This is a genomic window from Bradyrhizobium sp. USDA 4538 (genome assembly GCF_024171045.1).
Lineage (GTDB): Bacteria > Pseudomonadota > Alphaproteobacteria > Rhizobiales > Xanthobacteraceae > Bradyrhizobium > Bradyrhizobium australafricanum.
Genome location: NZ_JALJZE010000001.1, coordinates 1939976 through 1954510, shown reverse-complemented (window position 1 = coordinate 1954510; position 14535 = coordinate 1939976). Strand labels below are relative to the sequence as shown.

Sequence of the window (14535 nt, the reverse complement as noted above, 5' to 3'; positions counted from 1 at the left end):
CAGCGTGAGAATGGTTTATCAAGGTCAGACGAACCAGGCTTTTTCACGAAAAGGCGGCCAGTGTTGTGGTGGGTTTTTCAAGAAAAACCTCTCATCAGGAAGCTGCAGATCTTGGAGAGCAGTCCCGCTCATCACTTTGCTCCAGTTGGCCGCGTCGAACCCGTGCCATCCAAGAGCGCGAACATTGGTAGTGACGATCCATGTTGGCCAAGGCTTACCAGCTCCATCTGTTCGCTCATCGTCCGGGTAAGAGCCTCTGCTGGTAGATGGATGAGTCCGTCCAGATGGGAGCCAAGTCGCGTCTCCGCCGCGGTAATTTCGGAATCGCTCGCGATCGCAAACAACGCCTTGAAACCAAGGCTTGTGAACCATTCCATCCGCCGAAGTTCGAGCTCCTGTCCGGCATCAATAGGCACGCCCGCCGCCGACCGCTCGATCATAGATGCCGGCGGGAAATTGGCGACACCGGTGATGCCGGCATCCTTCAACGATTCGGCAATATCCTCCCAGCATGCGAAGGGATCGATCATGAGGATCGCTGCATAGACATGAGGAGCGGACGTTGCCTTGTCGAGGGTACGCAAGTCTCGCATAAGGCAGTCGTTCCAGTCGAGGATTGGCAGGGTCGCCATGACTAGCAGGGAGCCTTCCGGAAGGCTGCGCAAAGAGGGCGCGTAGACTTGCAATTGTGCGCCTTTAGCTATGTCCGACATGCGGGTGGCAAGTTTGCCGGGAACTCTCGCTCTCACCGCTTCTACCCAATCTTACCCATTTGGAGGCCACGCCGATCTTATACCCGGGTATAGCCGGGTCTAGACCACCAGTTGTTAGGAATGGTTCTGGGAGGAAGATCGTGTCTCATCATTGTACGGACGGCCAGAGGTCGGCCCGGGATGGTAGCCTGTCCGAACTGGCGACTGGATCCGCGACTACGGACGCGGTCGCGATCGTGGCCACGCTGGATACCAAGGGCCGCGAGGCATCTTATCTCGCCGACATTATCGAGGCGTGTGGCCGCACGACCATCCTGATCGACGTCGGCACGAAGAGGGATGACGGCGACAAACAAGCCGATGCGAAGGCTCCGACCGAACTCTTGAAGCGGATTGCTGAAAGGACACGCGTTAGGGTTGGTGACCTCCTGGGCTCAGGAACGATCAGCGCGATTGTCGGGGTTGCGGGGGGCAGGGGGAGCGCGGTTTTCGGCGAGGTTGTGTCTGAGCTGCCTTATGGCTTTCCGAAACTTCTGGTGAGCAGCGCAAGGCCTGCGTTACTCGCCGAATTGGCCACTCACAGCGACATCATCCTCTATCCGACGCTGGTCGATCTCTTCGGCATCAACGCCTTTACCACAAGGGTGCTCGAGAATGCGGGGCGGGCCATTGCGGCCACGCGCTATGCTCCCGTCAAGCTTGGACGAGACAAGAAGATCGTTGCGATCACTGCGTTCGGCGTGACAACGCCAGCGGCCAACCAGTGCGCAGCGCGCCTTGCCGATGCCGGCGTAGACGCCATCGTCTTTCCAGCGAACGGGGCGGGCGGCCGTAAGATGGAGCAGCTGATCGCTGCTGGCGAATTCGACGCCGTCATTGATTTGACCACAACGGAGCTCGCAGACGAAATCGTTGGAGGCACCGCAAGCGCCGGTCCGGATCGGCTCAAGGCAGCGTCGCGGCAAAACATTCCGCAAGTGATCGCGCCCGGTGCGGTCGATATGGTCAATTTTGGACTGCCATCGAGCGTTCCTGATCAGTTTCGCGCTCGCCAGTTCTACGCCCACACGCCTTACACGACGCTCATGCGCACAACTGCATCTGAGAACGCGAGCATTGGCCGGTTCACGGCAGAACGCCTATCGCAAGCAAAAGGACCCGCAATTGTCCTTTGGCCGGCGAAAGGGGTGTCCGATTACGACCGCCCAGGCGGCATCTTCTACGATCCCGTCGCTGACAAGGCTTGGCTGGATGCGGTCAAGGAACATCTCCCCGCGCACGTCAGGGTCCGCGACCTGAACTGTCACATTAACGATGGCGAGTTCGCCGAGGTTGCCGCGGCATGGATCCTGGAACAACTCACGCAAGGAGGTTCATCCCATGCGGATGTTTGAGCGAATCGAAATTCTTTCCAGGATCGAAGGACAGGTGGCGGAGCGAAAAGCAATTCTCGCGGCAGGTAGTAGCTGCGGCCTGGTCGCCAAATGTGCCGTTCTTGGAGGTGCCGACATGCTGGTGGTCTACTCGACCGGCCTGTCGCGTCTGATGGGGCTGCCCACGAGCCGGATTGGTGATTCCAACGCACGCACGCTCGAGCTTGCGGCGGAAATTCGTAATGTGGTGTCTAGCGTGCCGGTGGTTGGCGGCATCGAGGCTTGGGATCCTCTCCGGCTCGACCTCGATGCTCTTTTGGACAAGTTTTGGGCTGCTGGGTTCTCCGGCGTCATTAACTACCCAACGATCTCCACCATGGGTGACAACTGGCGTGGCCGCCGCGGCCGCATCGGCCTCGGCTTTGAACGTGAGGTCGAACTGATCGCTCTCGCGCGCAAGAAGAATATCTTTTCGCTCGCCTATGTCGCAAGCGCTCAAGACGCCAAAGCCATGGCAAGTGCGGGGGCAGACTGCATCGTCCCACATGTCGGCGCAACGCGCGGCGGCCTGGTTGGTCACGAGGACGGGCAATCCATAAAGGAGGCGATCGGGCGCATCAATGAGATCAACGCGGCGGCGCGAAGCGTCCGGTCGGACGTTCTATCGCTTTGTCATGGCGGGGCAATTGCGGAGCCTGAAGATACGATCGAGGTCTATCGAACGACCGAGTGTGTCGGCTTTGTTGGCGCATCCTCAATCGAAAGAATTCCAATTGAGCGGGCAGTGAAAACAGCGGCGGCGGAATTCAAAGCTGTCCCGCTTCGGCAAACCCACTGACGTTCACTGCAATACGTGCAGCGAGGCCGCATGACCACATCAAATGACCGAGCTAAACCTGACACGATCGCGTTCACCTCCAAAGGAGGAACGAGGCCGGATCAGGACTGGGAAACAGATGTCCTCGTGATCGGCAGCGGCGCGGCTGGATTGTCGGCGGCGCTCTATGCGGCAAAGGCCGGGCTGCGCGTCATTGTGTGCGAGAAATCTCCACGTCTTGGTGGAACGACGGCCCTGTCGAATGGCATGATCTGGGTTCCTTGTTCTGCTCAAGCGCGCGCGGCTAACATCGCTGACACCATCGCCAATGCGAAGACATATCTGCAGCACGAACTTGGCGTTCATTATCGCGCGCAATTCATTGATGCTTATCTTGAAGACGGCCCAGCGGCGCTAACCGCCCTCGAGAACGGCACGAGCGTCAAATTTACCCTGGCCTCTACGCCTGATTATCACTCGAGCCAACGTGGCGGCGCTGATAGGGGGCGGGCACTGAGCCCGGCCGCTTATGATGGGCGGCTTCTAGGCAAGGATTTCGATTTGCTGGGCGACCCCATTCGGGTTGTGCTCGGGGGCATGATGATCTCATCAAGTGAGGTGAGAAGCTTTCTCAACCCGCTCCAATCTGTTGCGTCGCTCAAACACGTCCTAACTCGCCTGAGCCGCTATGCGCGGGATCGGCTCAGCTTCAGGCGTGGTACTGAGCTCAGCGGAGGGAATGCCTTGATCGCGCGGCTGCTGGTGAGCCTGCGTGAGTACGGCGTGGAGATTTGGCCATCTTCTCCAGCGCTCGAACTCATCAAGGAAGGCGGGCGCGTCACCGGTGCCGTCGTCAAGCGGATCAACCTCGATGTCCACGTGCGTGCCTCGCGTGGGGTTGTTCTCGCAACTGGCGGCTTTGCCCGGAACGCGCAGTTGAGGACGCACCTCAGTGGTGCACACCAGCATGATCTTACCTTGGCCCATACCGATGTTAACGGTGACGGCATTGGGCTTGCAACCGCGCTCGGGGCCGCCATCGACAAAGATGTTGCATCCGCCGGCTTCTGGACCCCAGTCTCAATTCTGAAGCGCGGTAGAGGGGCGCGGGTCGTCCCATACGGCTGGCTCGACCGCGGCCGTCCTGGGGTCATTGCCGTCGGTCCAAATGGAAGACGTTTTGTCAACGAATCGAATTCGTACCACGATATTTGCCTGGCAATGTTTGAGAACGGATATCCAGCAGATAAGCGATTTTACTTCATCTGCGACCACCATTTCGTGCGATTGAGGGGCATGGGACACCTGCTGCCATGGCCCTGGACGTTGAGCATCGGCAAATATGTCCGGCTTGGCTACATCAAGACAGGTGAAACGATTTCGGAGCTCGCAAAGCAGCTGGGACTAGATTCCGCTGTGCTTCAAAAGACGATCGAGGAACACAACGCGCACGCTGCCCAAGGGCGGGATCCGATCTTTATGCGTGGGGAATCGGCTTTCAATCGCACCCTCGGCGATCCGGCCGTGGGAAAAAATCCAAATCTAGGACCAATCAAAGACGGGCCATTCGTCGCGTTGCCAATCGTTCCGGCAACGCTTGGCACGGCGACCGGATTGGCGACCGACAGTTACGGAAACGTCCTGGATGCACAAGGCAATACAATCCAGGGGCTTTACGCGTGCGGCAACGACATGACTTCGCCGATGCGCGGAGTGTATCCCGGGGCAGGCATAACAATCGGTCCCGCCATCGTATTCGCATATCGCGCCATCAACGCAATAATGCTTTCCGCAGATCAGGAGCAAAAAGCCGTCGCTTCGGGAGCTTGATCGTCAACCACATTCGTGCGTCGCGGGGAATATGTATTCGGGCCCGGGCGCGCATCGATAGAACGACGGCCTTCTCATCAGCAGCTCTCGGCGGACGTGGGTCCTGGCGGCCGGGTTCGAGCGTGGTGAGCCCGGCGGACGGAAGATCGCCGCGCCAACTGTGTTCGATGTATCGCAAAGAGCTGGGGTCCCAATGGGTGTTCCAAGGCATATGACAGCGGAAATCGATCGTTCAACAGCTTGGCTGCGCGGTGACGAATCGAAAATGTCAGGACAACCCGCGCAGGCGTCCGTTTCCCCGGCGCGATCGCCATCAGCTGGCCGCGAGACAGTGATACAACTCGACAAGATCGATTTTCGTCTTCTTGATCTCGTCCAACGAGACAATCGCCTCCGTAGCGAACAACTTGGAGCAAAGGTCGGCCTATCCGCATCCGGAGTGCAACGTCGGCTGAAGCGCCTTCGATCCAAGGGTATCATAGAGGCCGACGTTTCCATCATTTCTCCAAAGGCAATTGGGCGGAATGTGACGGCAGTGGTCCTCATTTCCTTAGAGCGCGCGCGTGCCGACACCGTTGATCGCCTCAAGCGGCAAATTCGCAAGATGCCTGAAGTGATGAGCGCATTTTACGTTACTGGTCTGGCCGACGTCGTCTTGCTAGTTACCATGAACGACATGGAAGATTACGAGCAGTTTGCCCGGCGCCTTACCGAAGAAAGTCCAGACATAAAGCGCATTGAGACTATGGTTGTCATGGATCGATTCAAAGCAGGATTCACCTTGCCGATAGCGTCCATCGCATGGTGTTGAGCGACTGACGAGGGGAGGGCATTGGGGTGCTCAACTGCCGTCGAACGCAGTCCGCAAGCGTCGGTTTTTGACTTTATCGCTAGATCGATCTCATTCTTTCAGATGGGGGATACGTTGCATCGCTCGCGTCACGCCAAGATCGTGGCAACCGTCGGTCCGGCAAGTGCCGAGCCTGAGAAGATACGTGCTCTCTATCTTTCCGGTGCAGATGTCTTTCGGCTAAACTTTAGTCACGGAAGCCATGAAGACCATGCCAAGGTCTATATGTGTATCCGTGAACTCGAGCGAGAGTTCGGCCGGCCGATAGGCGTCCTGCAGGATCTACAAGGCCCAAAGCTTCGCATCGGCTCCCTCGAAGACGGCGGGCTGGTTTTGCGTGCTGGTGAAACGGTCCGCTTTGTGGTCGATGGAGCCAAAGGAGCAAAGCAATCGATACCCTTGCCTCATCCGGAGATTTTTGCAGCCGCGCATCCCGGACAAGAGCTTCTCATTGATGATGGCCGGGTGCGCTTGCGGATCACCGAGCCAGGAGACGCAGAAATCGTTGCGCAAGTGGCGGTTGGAGGCCGGATCTCGGACCACAAGGGGGTCAACGTACCGGGGGCGATGCTCGACCTATCTCCGCTCAGCAGGAAAGATCGCGCCGACCTCGCGTTCGGCATTGGTCTTGGGGTCGACTGGGTGGCCTTGTCCTTTGTTCAGAAGCCGTCCGACCTGATCGAGGCACGCGCCCTGATTGGCGAGGCCGCAGGTTTGATTGCCAAAATCGAGACGCCGATGGCGCTCGATCGCATCGACGACATCATCAGCTTGTCAGACGGCATTATGGTCGCGCGTGGTGATCTTGGCGTCGAAATCCCGCCCGAGGAGGTGCCAGGCCGGCAAAAGGAGCTCCTACGCGCCTGTCGGCGTGCCGGAAAATTCGTCATCGTCGCAACGCAAATGTTGGATTCCATGGTGGCTGGGCCGACGCCGACGCGGGCCGAAACCTCAGATGTCGCGACCGCGATCTATGATGGAGCCGATGCTGTGATGCTGTCTGCTGAATCGGCAAGCGGGGCCTACCCGATTGAATCGGTGGCCATGATGGATCGCATCATCAAAAGCACGGAGCGGCATCATCTCTATCGGTCGCTGATCGAGGCGTCTCGAGCCGACGTGGAGAGCACCCCTTCGCATGCCGTCGCGGCCGCAGGAGCAGATCTTGCCGCTACAATTGGCGCCAAGGTCATCATCGGCTTCACGGCGGGCGGGACGACGGCCGCGCGGATCTCGCGCAGCCGGCCGCCGGTGCCGATCCTTGCCCTTACTCCGGATGAAAGAGTGGCGCGGCGCATGAGCCTGTTGTGGGGGGTGCACAGTGCCGTGTCCAGCGATCCTTCTGGCTATGAGGAGATGACGCGGATCGCCTCGGCGACCGCGCAGCGCGAAGGCTATATTCGGCTGGGCGAGTTGGCTGTGGTCGTCTCTGGAGTGCCGTTTGGACTTAGAGGCGCGACAAACAATCTTCGCGTTGTCGTATGTTAAGACTAGTCCTTGAATGGCTCTGGCTGCTCATGATGCAGCTCCGTGATGGGCACGCAGCAGAGCTTTGATCGGGGCAATAGCTTGATTGCGCGTTTGGGAGGCGCCGCCGAAACGATGAATCGTAAACCGCCCTTAATATGCTCAGCGTTCTGAACCTTCGCGGTGTCGGGCAAGACAACATCAAATGCCCCTCGAAACGTATGGCGGGTCCGGGTGTGCCGCGCTGATCCAGCGCGGATTATCGCGGCAGCTACGGCGCGGCGCGCTCATAGATCCTCAGCGCACGCTGCAGAAGAATGGCGGCCGCGTCTTGCCCTCGGCGGATTTGGCGCGGTACTCGATCTCGGTGAGCAGCTTCGGCTCAATCCAGATGGCGTTCTGTACTTGGATGGGCTTGGTAACCTGCACGGGCCTCTTTTCGCAATCGCTCCGTCTTCCTCACAGCAATGCTTGTCGAGAGGATCAATTTGCTTGGAAAGCAAGGAGCTCGCTCATGGCGCTCGCCTCCTATGTTACGCAGGCGAGAGCACTACCGGGCTGTCTGCCACCGACGCCCACGGATTACCCACGGCCGATGATGATGGAACAATGATCCCTCCCGGAAATAGTTGGGAGGAGCTTTGCTCTCCCATGGAGAACTCCGGGCACAATTTAGGCAATTCGCTGCGGGAATTAGGACACTTGATGCCGTCTGACCTGTCCGACCGTCATGTCCAACGCCGCGATGTGCTCAGCGCTCAATGGTCGTTGAACCAAGCCAACCGCCCATCCTTCCGGGACAACGTCCAGCACTCGGTCAAGGGCCTCCTCGCGTGGGGTCGCGGCAAGCCAAATCTGAACTTCGCCGTCATCGGTTGTCACGCGGACCAAATGAATTTCGCTAGCCGGCTGCATAACCGTAAAACCGTGTCTGAGCGGGTTGTCTCTAAGCAGAAACCAAGGCCTATTTTTGGTCAGTTAGGAACAGGACCCCGCTGGAGCGGTTTTGACCAAGTCCCGATGCTGTCCCCCGCGGCATCCGGAAACCAACGGAAGTTGAGGCCCCAGCGACGTGCCCCCGCGCTGGGGCTTGAGCTCTCACGCGAAAGGATCCTTAGCAGCCTGGGTCATTCTGACCAAGGTGCCGCTCTCGGGGCCACTTCTTCTCATCGACCGCGTCTTAGCCCGGCCCAGTATTGCGCCGGCGGCGCCGCGTCCTGGTGGATCATCGGGTAGCTGATCTTATCAAACTAGATCCTGCCATCCCGCATCGGGTGGTCCGGCCAGCGCTTTCTCGGGACCGGCGTGATGCCCGTCATATTCAGCGGCCACCCATTTCCAGTCAGAGTGACTATTGAGCCCGGCCCAATGTTGGACTGGCTTTGGCGCACTGCTCGCATTTGAGGGCGCCTGAAATGATGGTAGCGCTGAGCAACGCTCTTGAGACGCCGTGATGACATGAAAACTGTACCATGATCATCTAACGACTACGTAGCGGTACAGCGGGGGCAGGCGTCTCAGAACCATTCGCCCGGAATATACTGGTCCAACAGCAATACGATCAGACCCGTCAGAAGGCCAACACCGCTGAAGATTGCAACGGAGACCAGCGACTCGATTTCTGCGATCGACCCTGAGGACGCCCGGGGAAAAAATCTTGCAAGCACTGCAGCCATGTCAATCTCCGGTCACCGGAGCGGAGCTCCGACAGCAAAAATCGCAGCAATCATTTTCAAAATCGGTCTGACTGTTACTTTCGTCGAATAAGAAGTCAAGCTACCTACCGTGGCTGCGCAAACTCACGACCTCAAAACTCATTCAGTCCGCTGGCTCGGCGCCGTTTCACTTCACTGGAATTTTCCTTTCGCCCTCGTCGTGCTGTTCCCATCTTTGGGGTGCCTCAACATGCGGCCCGACGTCGGCCCCGCGACGACCGCAGGGCTTACAGGCAAATGGAGATCGAGGCGGGAGAGCCCGGTGCGATCGGGCCACTGGCCGATCTTGGCTGGCGTGAGCTCGATCGAATGGCTACAGCCATAGCCCGAGTAGTAGGCGAGGAGACCGCGGGCGGCGAACTGGCGCGTCGCCCAGGGCGATCTTGCGCCAGCCATGACGGTCGCTGCCTATGACGGTGGGCCAAGAAGGGCGGCGCCGGCTCACTCACCTTGTGGATTTAGTGCTGTCTCCGCGGATGAACTCACGGAGCTTTTGCACGATCTCGTTGGCTATTTGTTGATTAATCAGGAACTCGTAGTGCCCGACCGGGTGTCACCACGGTGAATATGCCAGTCTCGGAGTCATCGTCGATTGCCAGCACCCCCGAGGCATGAACTTGGATATCCTCCAAGTCCTCACTGGAGCTAAGCGCGGGATTGGTGTCTTCATTGCTTGCCATCTTTGCAGGCTAGCAGACCATCCTTGGCATGTCTCAGGTCTGCGGCCGACGAAATGGGACAACGTCGCCGTCAGCCGCGCGGATCGCCACGCGGGCCATCTCGAGCGGATCGAACCCGAGGTCAGCCACGGCTTCTGCCACACCCTGGCGGTTCAGTTCGGCGACGATTGCCTCCGTCACCTTCATCAGTCGGGCTGTTTGGGCGGTGGTGTCCGTCATGAGGCCTGGCCTGTGGCCGCCGACCAGGAGGTTGGCGGCAGAAGAGGATTAATTTTCCGCTATTTGGCTATGGACTAGGCGCTGACCCGAAAACATCACAGCGATGCCAAACCAAAAGCGCCGCCCTGCGGTCTTGTCGTCAAAATGGCATATAAAAATCAGATGATAAGCTAGGTCAACAACTGCATCCTCGTTCCATATTGCGTTCCTTGGCCGCCAAAATACCTCGTTGAACGAAATCAGGAAGCAGCCGTTCTTTGGGCCGCCGCCTTGCTGTTTCCGATCAAGTGGCCAGAGGCGTTCGGGTTCGTCCTTGATCGAAGCGATGACCTGCGGAACGGCTGTGATTGCCTACCGAGCGGGCTCGGTGCCCGAAGGGGTGGACGGCATCACCGGCTTTATCGTGGATAACGAGGGGCAGGCAATCAGGGCGGTGAACGAACGGACCGGTTCAACAGAACAGTGCTCCGCGCCCGGTGCGAGGAGCGCTTCCTGCGAGCCGGATGGCGAAGGGGTAAGAACGCCGATATCGCGAGCTGCTCGATCGGGACGGCGCGAAGGGTTGGAGAAAGGGGCAGCCACATCTCGCCAGCCGTCAGAACGGCTTCGTTGAGTTGCCGGACTCGCATGAAAACTATTCTTTCCGCCGCGGCGACTTTGTTCTTCTCGCGACAGGCGCACTGGAGGCGAAGTGCTTCCTCTCCCAGCCGCAGGTCCAGCTAGCCCGGCGACTGCGCGAAGCAACCGAAAGACTGTTCGAAGCCGGTGGTCCGCGCTTCCGCCGGCTTGCCTCTGCTGCGAAGGCCAGGCAATTGCCGTCCGGCTCGTGAGCACCGAAAGTCGACAGCGTGGCCTCAGTCCCGATCCTATGAAGTATGGAGCGAATCTTTTGCGGACGGCCCGTCCGACTGAAAGAGCGATCAGGAACAAGTGGCAATCGCGGACGTTGGGGCCGGGCATCTGAAAGGTGCGGCTCACGTTGGAGGAGATAATCGATGAAAAGCTTTCTTGCCGTCGCTCTGCTCGGCACTGCCGTAATCGGCGGCGCTGCATTCGCGCAGTCCACTCAGCCGGCCGATCGCGGCGCGCCGGCGGCCACCGCCCAGCCGGCCGATGCGAAGATGGCGCTCAAGGGCAATTGGCGCGCCTCGAAGCTGATGGGCCTGAAGGTCTACAACGAAGCCAACGAGAAGCTCGGAGACATCAACGAACTGCTCGTCGACAAGAGCGGCAAGATCAACGCGGTGGTGATCGGCGTCGGCGGCTTCCTTGGGATGGGCGAGCACGATATCGCCGTCTCGATGGACAAGCTGAAGTTCGTCGAGGAGCCGGTCCGGACCAGCTCGAGCAGCACCTCGACCACCTCGACCGACACCACCACCGGGGCGGCTTCGACTAACACGACGAACCGCAATGCGAACGATTGGGTCCCGGACCACGCCGTCATGAGCGGCAACAAGGAGCAGTTGAAAGCACTCCCGCAGTTCAAATACTCGGACTACAATTAGGACGACGAGAGTTCACTGAAAAAGGACCCCATGCTGGGGCCCTTTTTTCTGCCCGGCGGCCAGCGCCCAGTGGGTCCAGAAAAGCTCGCCTGGATTGCGGGCGAGCCTTTCATGCGAACGACCGTTCGCTCAGTGTATGTGAACTATCCAACAGCCGCCCGCCAACAACGAGCGCGACGGGAATGGCCCATAAGATCAGTACGGGCGTCTTCTCCTCCAGTGGCTGTCAGAACGTTTTCGCGAGGCGGGCTCGGCCCCGCGATAGCCGTTTACTGTTCGGTGCAGACCTTGGTGGTCTTCACGGCGGTCTCGGCTTCCGTCTTGGTCTTGTAGACGCCGTCGCCCACGACCGTCGTCGTGGTCGTCGTCGGCTTGGTGTCGACGACGGTGCATTTCTTGGTCGTCGCGTCGCGAACGATGTAGAACTCGGCGGCGCTGGCGGCCTGGGCGCCGAGGGCGAAGGCAGCGAGAGCGCCGCATACGATCAGCTTCTTCATGGTGTCTCCTCCAATGGCTTCTAAGTAGTCACTTCCAACGAGGAGGCGCGCGCGAAGTTCCGTTTCTACCGGTAGCCGGAAGGGCACGCCGCCGCGTCGCTGGACCAATTTCTCGCGGCTCGAAGAACGTCTGGCTGCGCCCGTCCAGCTAATTTGCCGAAACTTCTCCAGCAGGAACCCGGCCCGTCGTCCGGTGTTGTTCGGCGACCAATTAGGAGGATTTCAGATGAACAAGCGTTTATTGTTGGCTACGACCGCCGCAGTCGCGCTCGCGACTTCGGCTCTCGCACAATCTTCTCCGAGCACGTCGAGCTCCAGTCCGTCGGCTACGCAGCGTCAGCAGGATTCCACATCGGCACCGCCGTCGTCTTCGACGTCGACACCGACGTCCAACTCCGCTTCGGGATCGGCGCAAACCAATCCTTCGACGAATTCGGCCCAGACGCAGCCTTCGTCAGCGACCGGCCAGAGCGCGGCGGGCCAAACCTCCAACTCCGGGACGGGCACCAACACCACGCAAGCGCCCGCGTCGAACAACTCTACCAACCAGGCGCAGACCAGCCAGCCCTCCAACCAGACCAATCCGCCTTCGAACCAGGCACAGACCAACCCGCCTGCGAACAATCAGACGCAGAGCGCGAACCCACCGGCTTCCGGCACCAGTCAGGCGCAGTCTCCGACGGGTAGCAATTCGACCACCACGGCCCAGCAGCCGAACAGCCAGCAGAACACGGCCGATCGCTCGTCGAACACGAACGTGAATGCGTCCGTGAACATCAACGATCAGCAGCGGACCCGGATCAGCACGTCGATTTCACACCTGAATGTGCAACCGCTCAACAACGTGAACTTCTCACTGTCGGTCGGCACGGTCGTGCCGCGCGATGTACGGCTGCAGCCGCTGCCCGCGGACGTCGTCGAGATCGTGCCCCAGTATCGGGGCTACGACTTCGTGCTGGTGAAGGACGAGATCGTGATCGTGGAGCCCTCCAGCTACAAGATCGTCGCGGTGCTGCCGTACTCGGGTCGCTCCACGGCGGCCGCGCCGGCGCGCACCGAGCAGCGCAAGACGACGTTCACCGATAGGGACCGCGAGGTGATCCGCAAGCACGCCAAGGCACGGCCGGTCGAGCGCGAGCGTCGCACCACCGGCAGCACGGTTCGTACCGAAATCCGCACCGGAGAGCGCGTGCCGGAAGACGCGGAGATCGAAGCGTTCCCCGAAGAGGTCTATCGGGATGCGCCGACCCTTCGCGAGTATCGGTATATCAACCGGGACAGCCGCACCTACATCGTCGAGCCCCATGAGCGCCGCATCATCGAAGAGATCGACTGACCTGGCTAGGGAAGGAGAACACCCCATGAAAACCATCTCACTAGGAGTTCTCGTTGGTGCCCTGATGGCGTCGTCGGCGACTGCCGCCCCTCTGGCGCCTGCGGCCATCGCGTCGACGGAGGTCGCGGGCATCGAGCAGGTGCGACTGGTCTGCAATGAGTATGGCCGCTGCTACCGGACCGGCGGCCCCCGCTATGTCCAACGCTACTACGACGAAGACGACGGCTATGTGGTCCGCCGGAGCTACGGCTACTCTAGCGGTCCGGGCTACTACGATCCCGGCTATGGCTACTACGGCGGCGGCCCAAGCATCGGTTTCAGCTTCGGCACAAGGAGCTGGTGATCTAGCAAGAGGGCCGCTCCCAGAGCGGCCCTTTCCACGGGATTGCGTTCCTGCCGGGACAAGATGTCTGCTGTTGCGAAGCTCCTGGGATAGAAGGACAGTCGCTGGCGCGGCTCGGAGCCGACCCCGTCCCGAAAGAGCGCGCCGAAATCCAGGCGCTCCTCGCCAAGATCGACCTGCGCTGAGTTGCTCGCTACCTCTCGGCACCCATGGTTGCGTCGCTGCACGCGATGATGAATAACCCTCTAGGGGAAGAGATCGAGGGCTGGATCTTCGCCTCGCGGCCCTTATTGGGCGGATGAAGGCCCAGTTCGGGGCGCTTGAGGCTGTGAGGCGGCGCCAGTTCGGGGGTCGCCCCTTGGGGCGGGCAAACCCGGTGCTCGCGCCAGCGTTCCCCCTGCGCGCAGCTTATCGACCAGCCCGGAAAAGGGGGGCCTTGGCCGCCCCGCCTGTCTTCCGCCCTGCGCTGGCAGGCAGCTCGGACGCAGGCGGGGCCAGTCCGCGAAAGCTCAAATTGGCTGCCAAGATGCATGCTCGCTCAGCACGGTGCTATGCTGCGCTCTGCAGGAAACAATAATGGCCATCTCCCGAACACTTCAAAACTCGCCGCTGGGGCCGGAAGAGATCACCCGGCTTTCGAGAGCCTACGAACAGGCCCTGCGCACGATCGGCGTGCAGGATCGCAACGACCCGCTGACTGAACTGATTGCCAAGAAGATCATCGAGATCGGTCAGACCGGCCTCAAGGACCCCGCCGAGATCTGCGGTCGGGCCGTCGAGCAATTAGGCCTGCCGAAGGGATGATCGAGGGAAAGGGCGTGGTGATCAAAGCGACGGATCAGATCGCGGTCCAGGCTACGGCGATCGCGGCCAAGGCTCGGCGGTGAGGAGAGCGGCTAACCCGGCCGCGCCCCCTTTTCTGCGCCGAACTCCCTGATCATCCGAACAATCTCGTCCGGATGGAAGGGCTTATGCGCGATGCGGCTGCCGGGGACGGGACGGGGTGTGGCAGGCGAGAAGCCCGTTGCGCAGAATGACCGGCAGTTCCGGATCGTGCTCTCGGCAGCGCTCCGCGATCTGCCATCCATCGAGCTGTCCCGGCAGCCGGACATCGGTGACCAGCACGTCCGCAACGTGGCGCTTGCACCACGCCAGTGCCTCCCCCCGGTGCTCACGTGGATCACGTG

Annotated in this window: 15 protein-coding genes and 1 pseudogene; 9 read left to right on the top strand and 7 right to left on the bottom strand. The window is 60.2% G+C overall.

The features are described from left to right. Positions 1 to 131 precede the first annotated feature (131 nt). A complete protein-coding gene (locus tag J2R78_RS08585; protein WP_245313784.1) occupies positions 132 to 632 on the bottom strand; it encodes a hypothetical protein in 501 nt (166 codons plus the stop codon). Between the two features lie 221 nt (positions 633 to 853). Between J2R78_RS08585 and J2R78_RS08580 the strand changes: the two genes are divergently transcribed. From J2R78_RS08580 to pyk, 5 genes are all read left to right on the top strand, one after another. Beyond that, a complete protein-coding gene (locus J2R78_RS08580; RefSeq protein ID WP_309144989.1) occupies positions 854 to 2107 on the top strand; it encodes a Tm-1-like ATP-binding domain-containing protein in 1254 nt (417 codons plus the stop codon). Beyond that, positions 2094 to 2924 carry a phosphoenolpyruvate hydrolase family protein gene (locus tag J2R78_RS08575; RefSeq protein ID WP_253603900.1) on the top strand — a complete coding sequence of 277 codons (831 nt, stop codon included), beginning with the start codon at positions 2094 to 2096 and terminating at the stop codon, positions 2922 to 2924. The genes J2R78_RS08580 and J2R78_RS08575 overlap by 14 nt, the downstream gene beginning before the upstream one ends. Before the next feature lie 30 nt (positions 2925 to 2954). Continuing rightward, positions 2955 to 4733 carry an FAD-dependent oxidoreductase gene (locus J2R78_RS08570; RefSeq protein ID WP_253603899.1) on the top strand — a complete coding sequence of 593 codons (1779 nt, stop codon included), beginning with the start codon at positions 2955 to 2957 and terminating at the stop codon, positions 4731 to 4733. Positions 4734 to 5067: 334 nt separating this feature from the next. After that, positions 5068 to 5544 (top strand): Lrp/AsnC ligand binding domain-containing protein, encoded by a 477-nt coding sequence (locus J2R78_RS08565; RefSeq protein ID WP_253609781.1) that lies wholly within the window; start codon positions 5068 to 5070, stop codon positions 5542 to 5544. 114 nt (positions 5545 to 5658) lie between these two features. After that, the gene (gene pyk, locus J2R78_RS08560; protein ID WP_253603897.1) at positions 5659 to 7071 is read left to right on the top strand and encodes a pyruvate kinase; all 1413 of its coding nucleotides are present in this window, start codon (positions 5659 to 5661) and stop codon (positions 7069 to 7071) included. A 276-nt stretch (positions 7072 to 7347) separates the two neighbouring features. On the opposite strand, the pseudogene J2R78_RS08555 reads toward pyk, so the two are convergent. The 4 genes and pseudogenes from J2R78_RS08555 to J2R78_RS08540 all read right to left on the bottom strand — a co-directional run. Then, positions 7348 to 7443 (bottom strand): annotated as a pseudogene (locus tag J2R78_RS08555) (DNA ligase); the annotation flags it as partial. A 1124-nt stretch (positions 7444 to 8567) separates the two neighbouring features. Next, positions 8568 to 8726, bottom strand: a complete 159-nt coding sequence (locus tag J2R78_RS08550) for a hypothetical protein (protein ID WP_176731286.1) — start codon at positions 8724 to 8726, stop codon at positions 8568 to 8570. Between the two features lie 171 nt (positions 8727 to 8897). Next, a complete protein-coding gene (locus J2R78_RS08545) occupies positions 8898 to 9161 on the bottom strand; it encodes a hypothetical protein (protein WP_253603896.1) in 264 nt (87 codons plus the stop codon). Positions 9162 to 9478: 317 nt separating this feature from the next. Next, a complete protein-coding gene (locus J2R78_RS08540) occupies positions 9479 to 9664 on the bottom strand; it encodes a hypothetical protein (RefSeq protein ID WP_057019405.1) in 186 nt (61 codons plus the stop codon). A 995-nt stretch (positions 9665 to 10659) separates the two neighbouring features. Here J2R78_RS08540 and J2R78_RS08535 point away from each other — a divergent pair. Then, on the top strand, positions 10660 to 11172 hold the full coding sequence (locus J2R78_RS08535; RefSeq protein ID WP_253603894.1) for a PRC-barrel domain-containing protein: 513 nt from the start codon (positions 10660 to 10662) through the stop codon (positions 11170 to 11172). 269 nt (positions 11173 to 11441) lie between these two features. On the opposite strand, the gene J2R78_RS08530 is transcribed toward J2R78_RS08535, so the two are convergent. Further along, positions 11442 to 11669 carry a hypothetical protein gene (locus tag J2R78_RS08530; protein WP_057019402.1) on the bottom strand — a complete coding sequence of 76 codons (228 nt, stop codon included), beginning with the start codon at positions 11667 to 11669 and terminating at the stop codon, positions 11442 to 11444. Between the two features lie 226 nt (positions 11670 to 11895). On the opposite strand from J2R78_RS08530, the gene J2R78_RS08525 reads away from it, so the two are divergent. From J2R78_RS08525 to J2R78_RS08515, 3 genes are all read left to right on the top strand, one after another. Further along, positions 11896 to 13005 carry a DUF1236 domain-containing protein gene (locus tag J2R78_RS08525; protein WP_253603893.1) on the top strand — a complete coding sequence of 370 codons (1110 nt, stop codon included), beginning with the start codon at positions 11896 to 11898 and terminating at the stop codon, positions 13003 to 13005. Positions 13006 to 13030: 25 nt separating this feature from the next. Next, positions 13031 to 13348: a hypothetical protein gene (locus J2R78_RS08520; RefSeq protein WP_253603892.1), complete on the top strand. Its 318-nt coding sequence runs from the start codon at positions 13031 to 13033 to the stop codon at positions 13346 to 13348. A 576-nt stretch (positions 13349 to 13924) separates the two neighbouring features. Then, positions 13925 to 14152 carry a hypothetical protein gene (locus J2R78_RS08515; RefSeq protein WP_253603890.1) on the top strand — a complete coding sequence of 76 codons (228 nt, stop codon included), beginning with the start codon at positions 13925 to 13927 and terminating at the stop codon, positions 14150 to 14152. Positions 14153 to 14317: 165 nt separating this feature from the next. Here the strand turns inward: J2R78_RS08515 and J2R78_RS45315 are convergent, their stop codons facing one another. Then, positions 14318 to 14473, bottom strand: a complete 156-nt coding sequence (locus tag J2R78_RS45315; protein ID WP_375167003.1) for a hypothetical protein — start codon at positions 14471 to 14473, stop codon at positions 14318 to 14320. Positions 14474 to 14535 lie beyond the last annotated feature (62 nt).

Excerpts from the sequence above, each read along its gene's own strand:
- J2R78_RS08585 (WP_245313784.1), bottom strand. The coding sequence starts at position 632 with ATGGCGACCCTGCCAATCCTCGACTGGAACGACTGCCTTATGCGAGAC.
- J2R78_RS08575 (WP_253603900.1), top strand. The coding sequence starts at position 2,094 with ATGCGGATGTTTGAGCGAATCGAAATTCTTTCCAGGATCGAAGGACAG.
- J2R78_RS08570 (WP_253603899.1), top strand. The coding sequence starts at position 2,955 with ATGACCACATCAAATGACCGAGCTAAACCTGACACGATCGCGTTCACC.
- J2R78_RS08550 (WP_176731286.1), bottom strand. The coding sequence starts at position 8,726 with ATGGCTGCAGTGCTTGCAAGATTTTTTCCCCGGGCGTCCTCAGGGTCG.
- J2R78_RS08545 (WP_253603896.1), bottom strand. The coding sequence starts at position 9,161 with ATGGCTGGCGCAAGATCGCCCTGGGCGACGCGCCAGTTCGCCGCCCGC.
- J2R78_RS08540 (WP_057019405.1), bottom strand. The coding sequence starts at position 9,664 with ATGACGGACACCACCGCCCAAACAGCCCGACTGATGAAGGTGACGGAG.
- J2R78_RS08535 (WP_253603894.1), top strand. The coding sequence starts at position 10,660 with ATGAAAAGCTTTCTTGCCGTCGCTCTGCTCGGCACTGCCGTAATCGGC.
- J2R78_RS08530 (WP_057019402.1), bottom strand. The coding sequence starts at position 11,669 with ATGAAGAAGCTGATCGTATGCGGCGCTCTCGCTGCCTTCGCCCTCGGC.
- J2R78_RS08525 (WP_253603893.1), top strand. The coding sequence starts at position 11,896 with ATGAACAAGCGTTTATTGTTGGCTACGACCGCCGCAGTCGCGCTCGCG.
- J2R78_RS08520 (WP_253603892.1), top strand. The coding sequence starts at position 13,031 with ATGAAAACCATCTCACTAGGAGTTCTCGTTGGTGCCCTGATGGCGTCG.
- J2R78_RS08515 (WP_253603890.1), top strand. The coding sequence starts at position 13,925 with ATGGCCATCTCCCGAACACTTCAAAACTCGCCGCTGGGGCCGGAAGAG.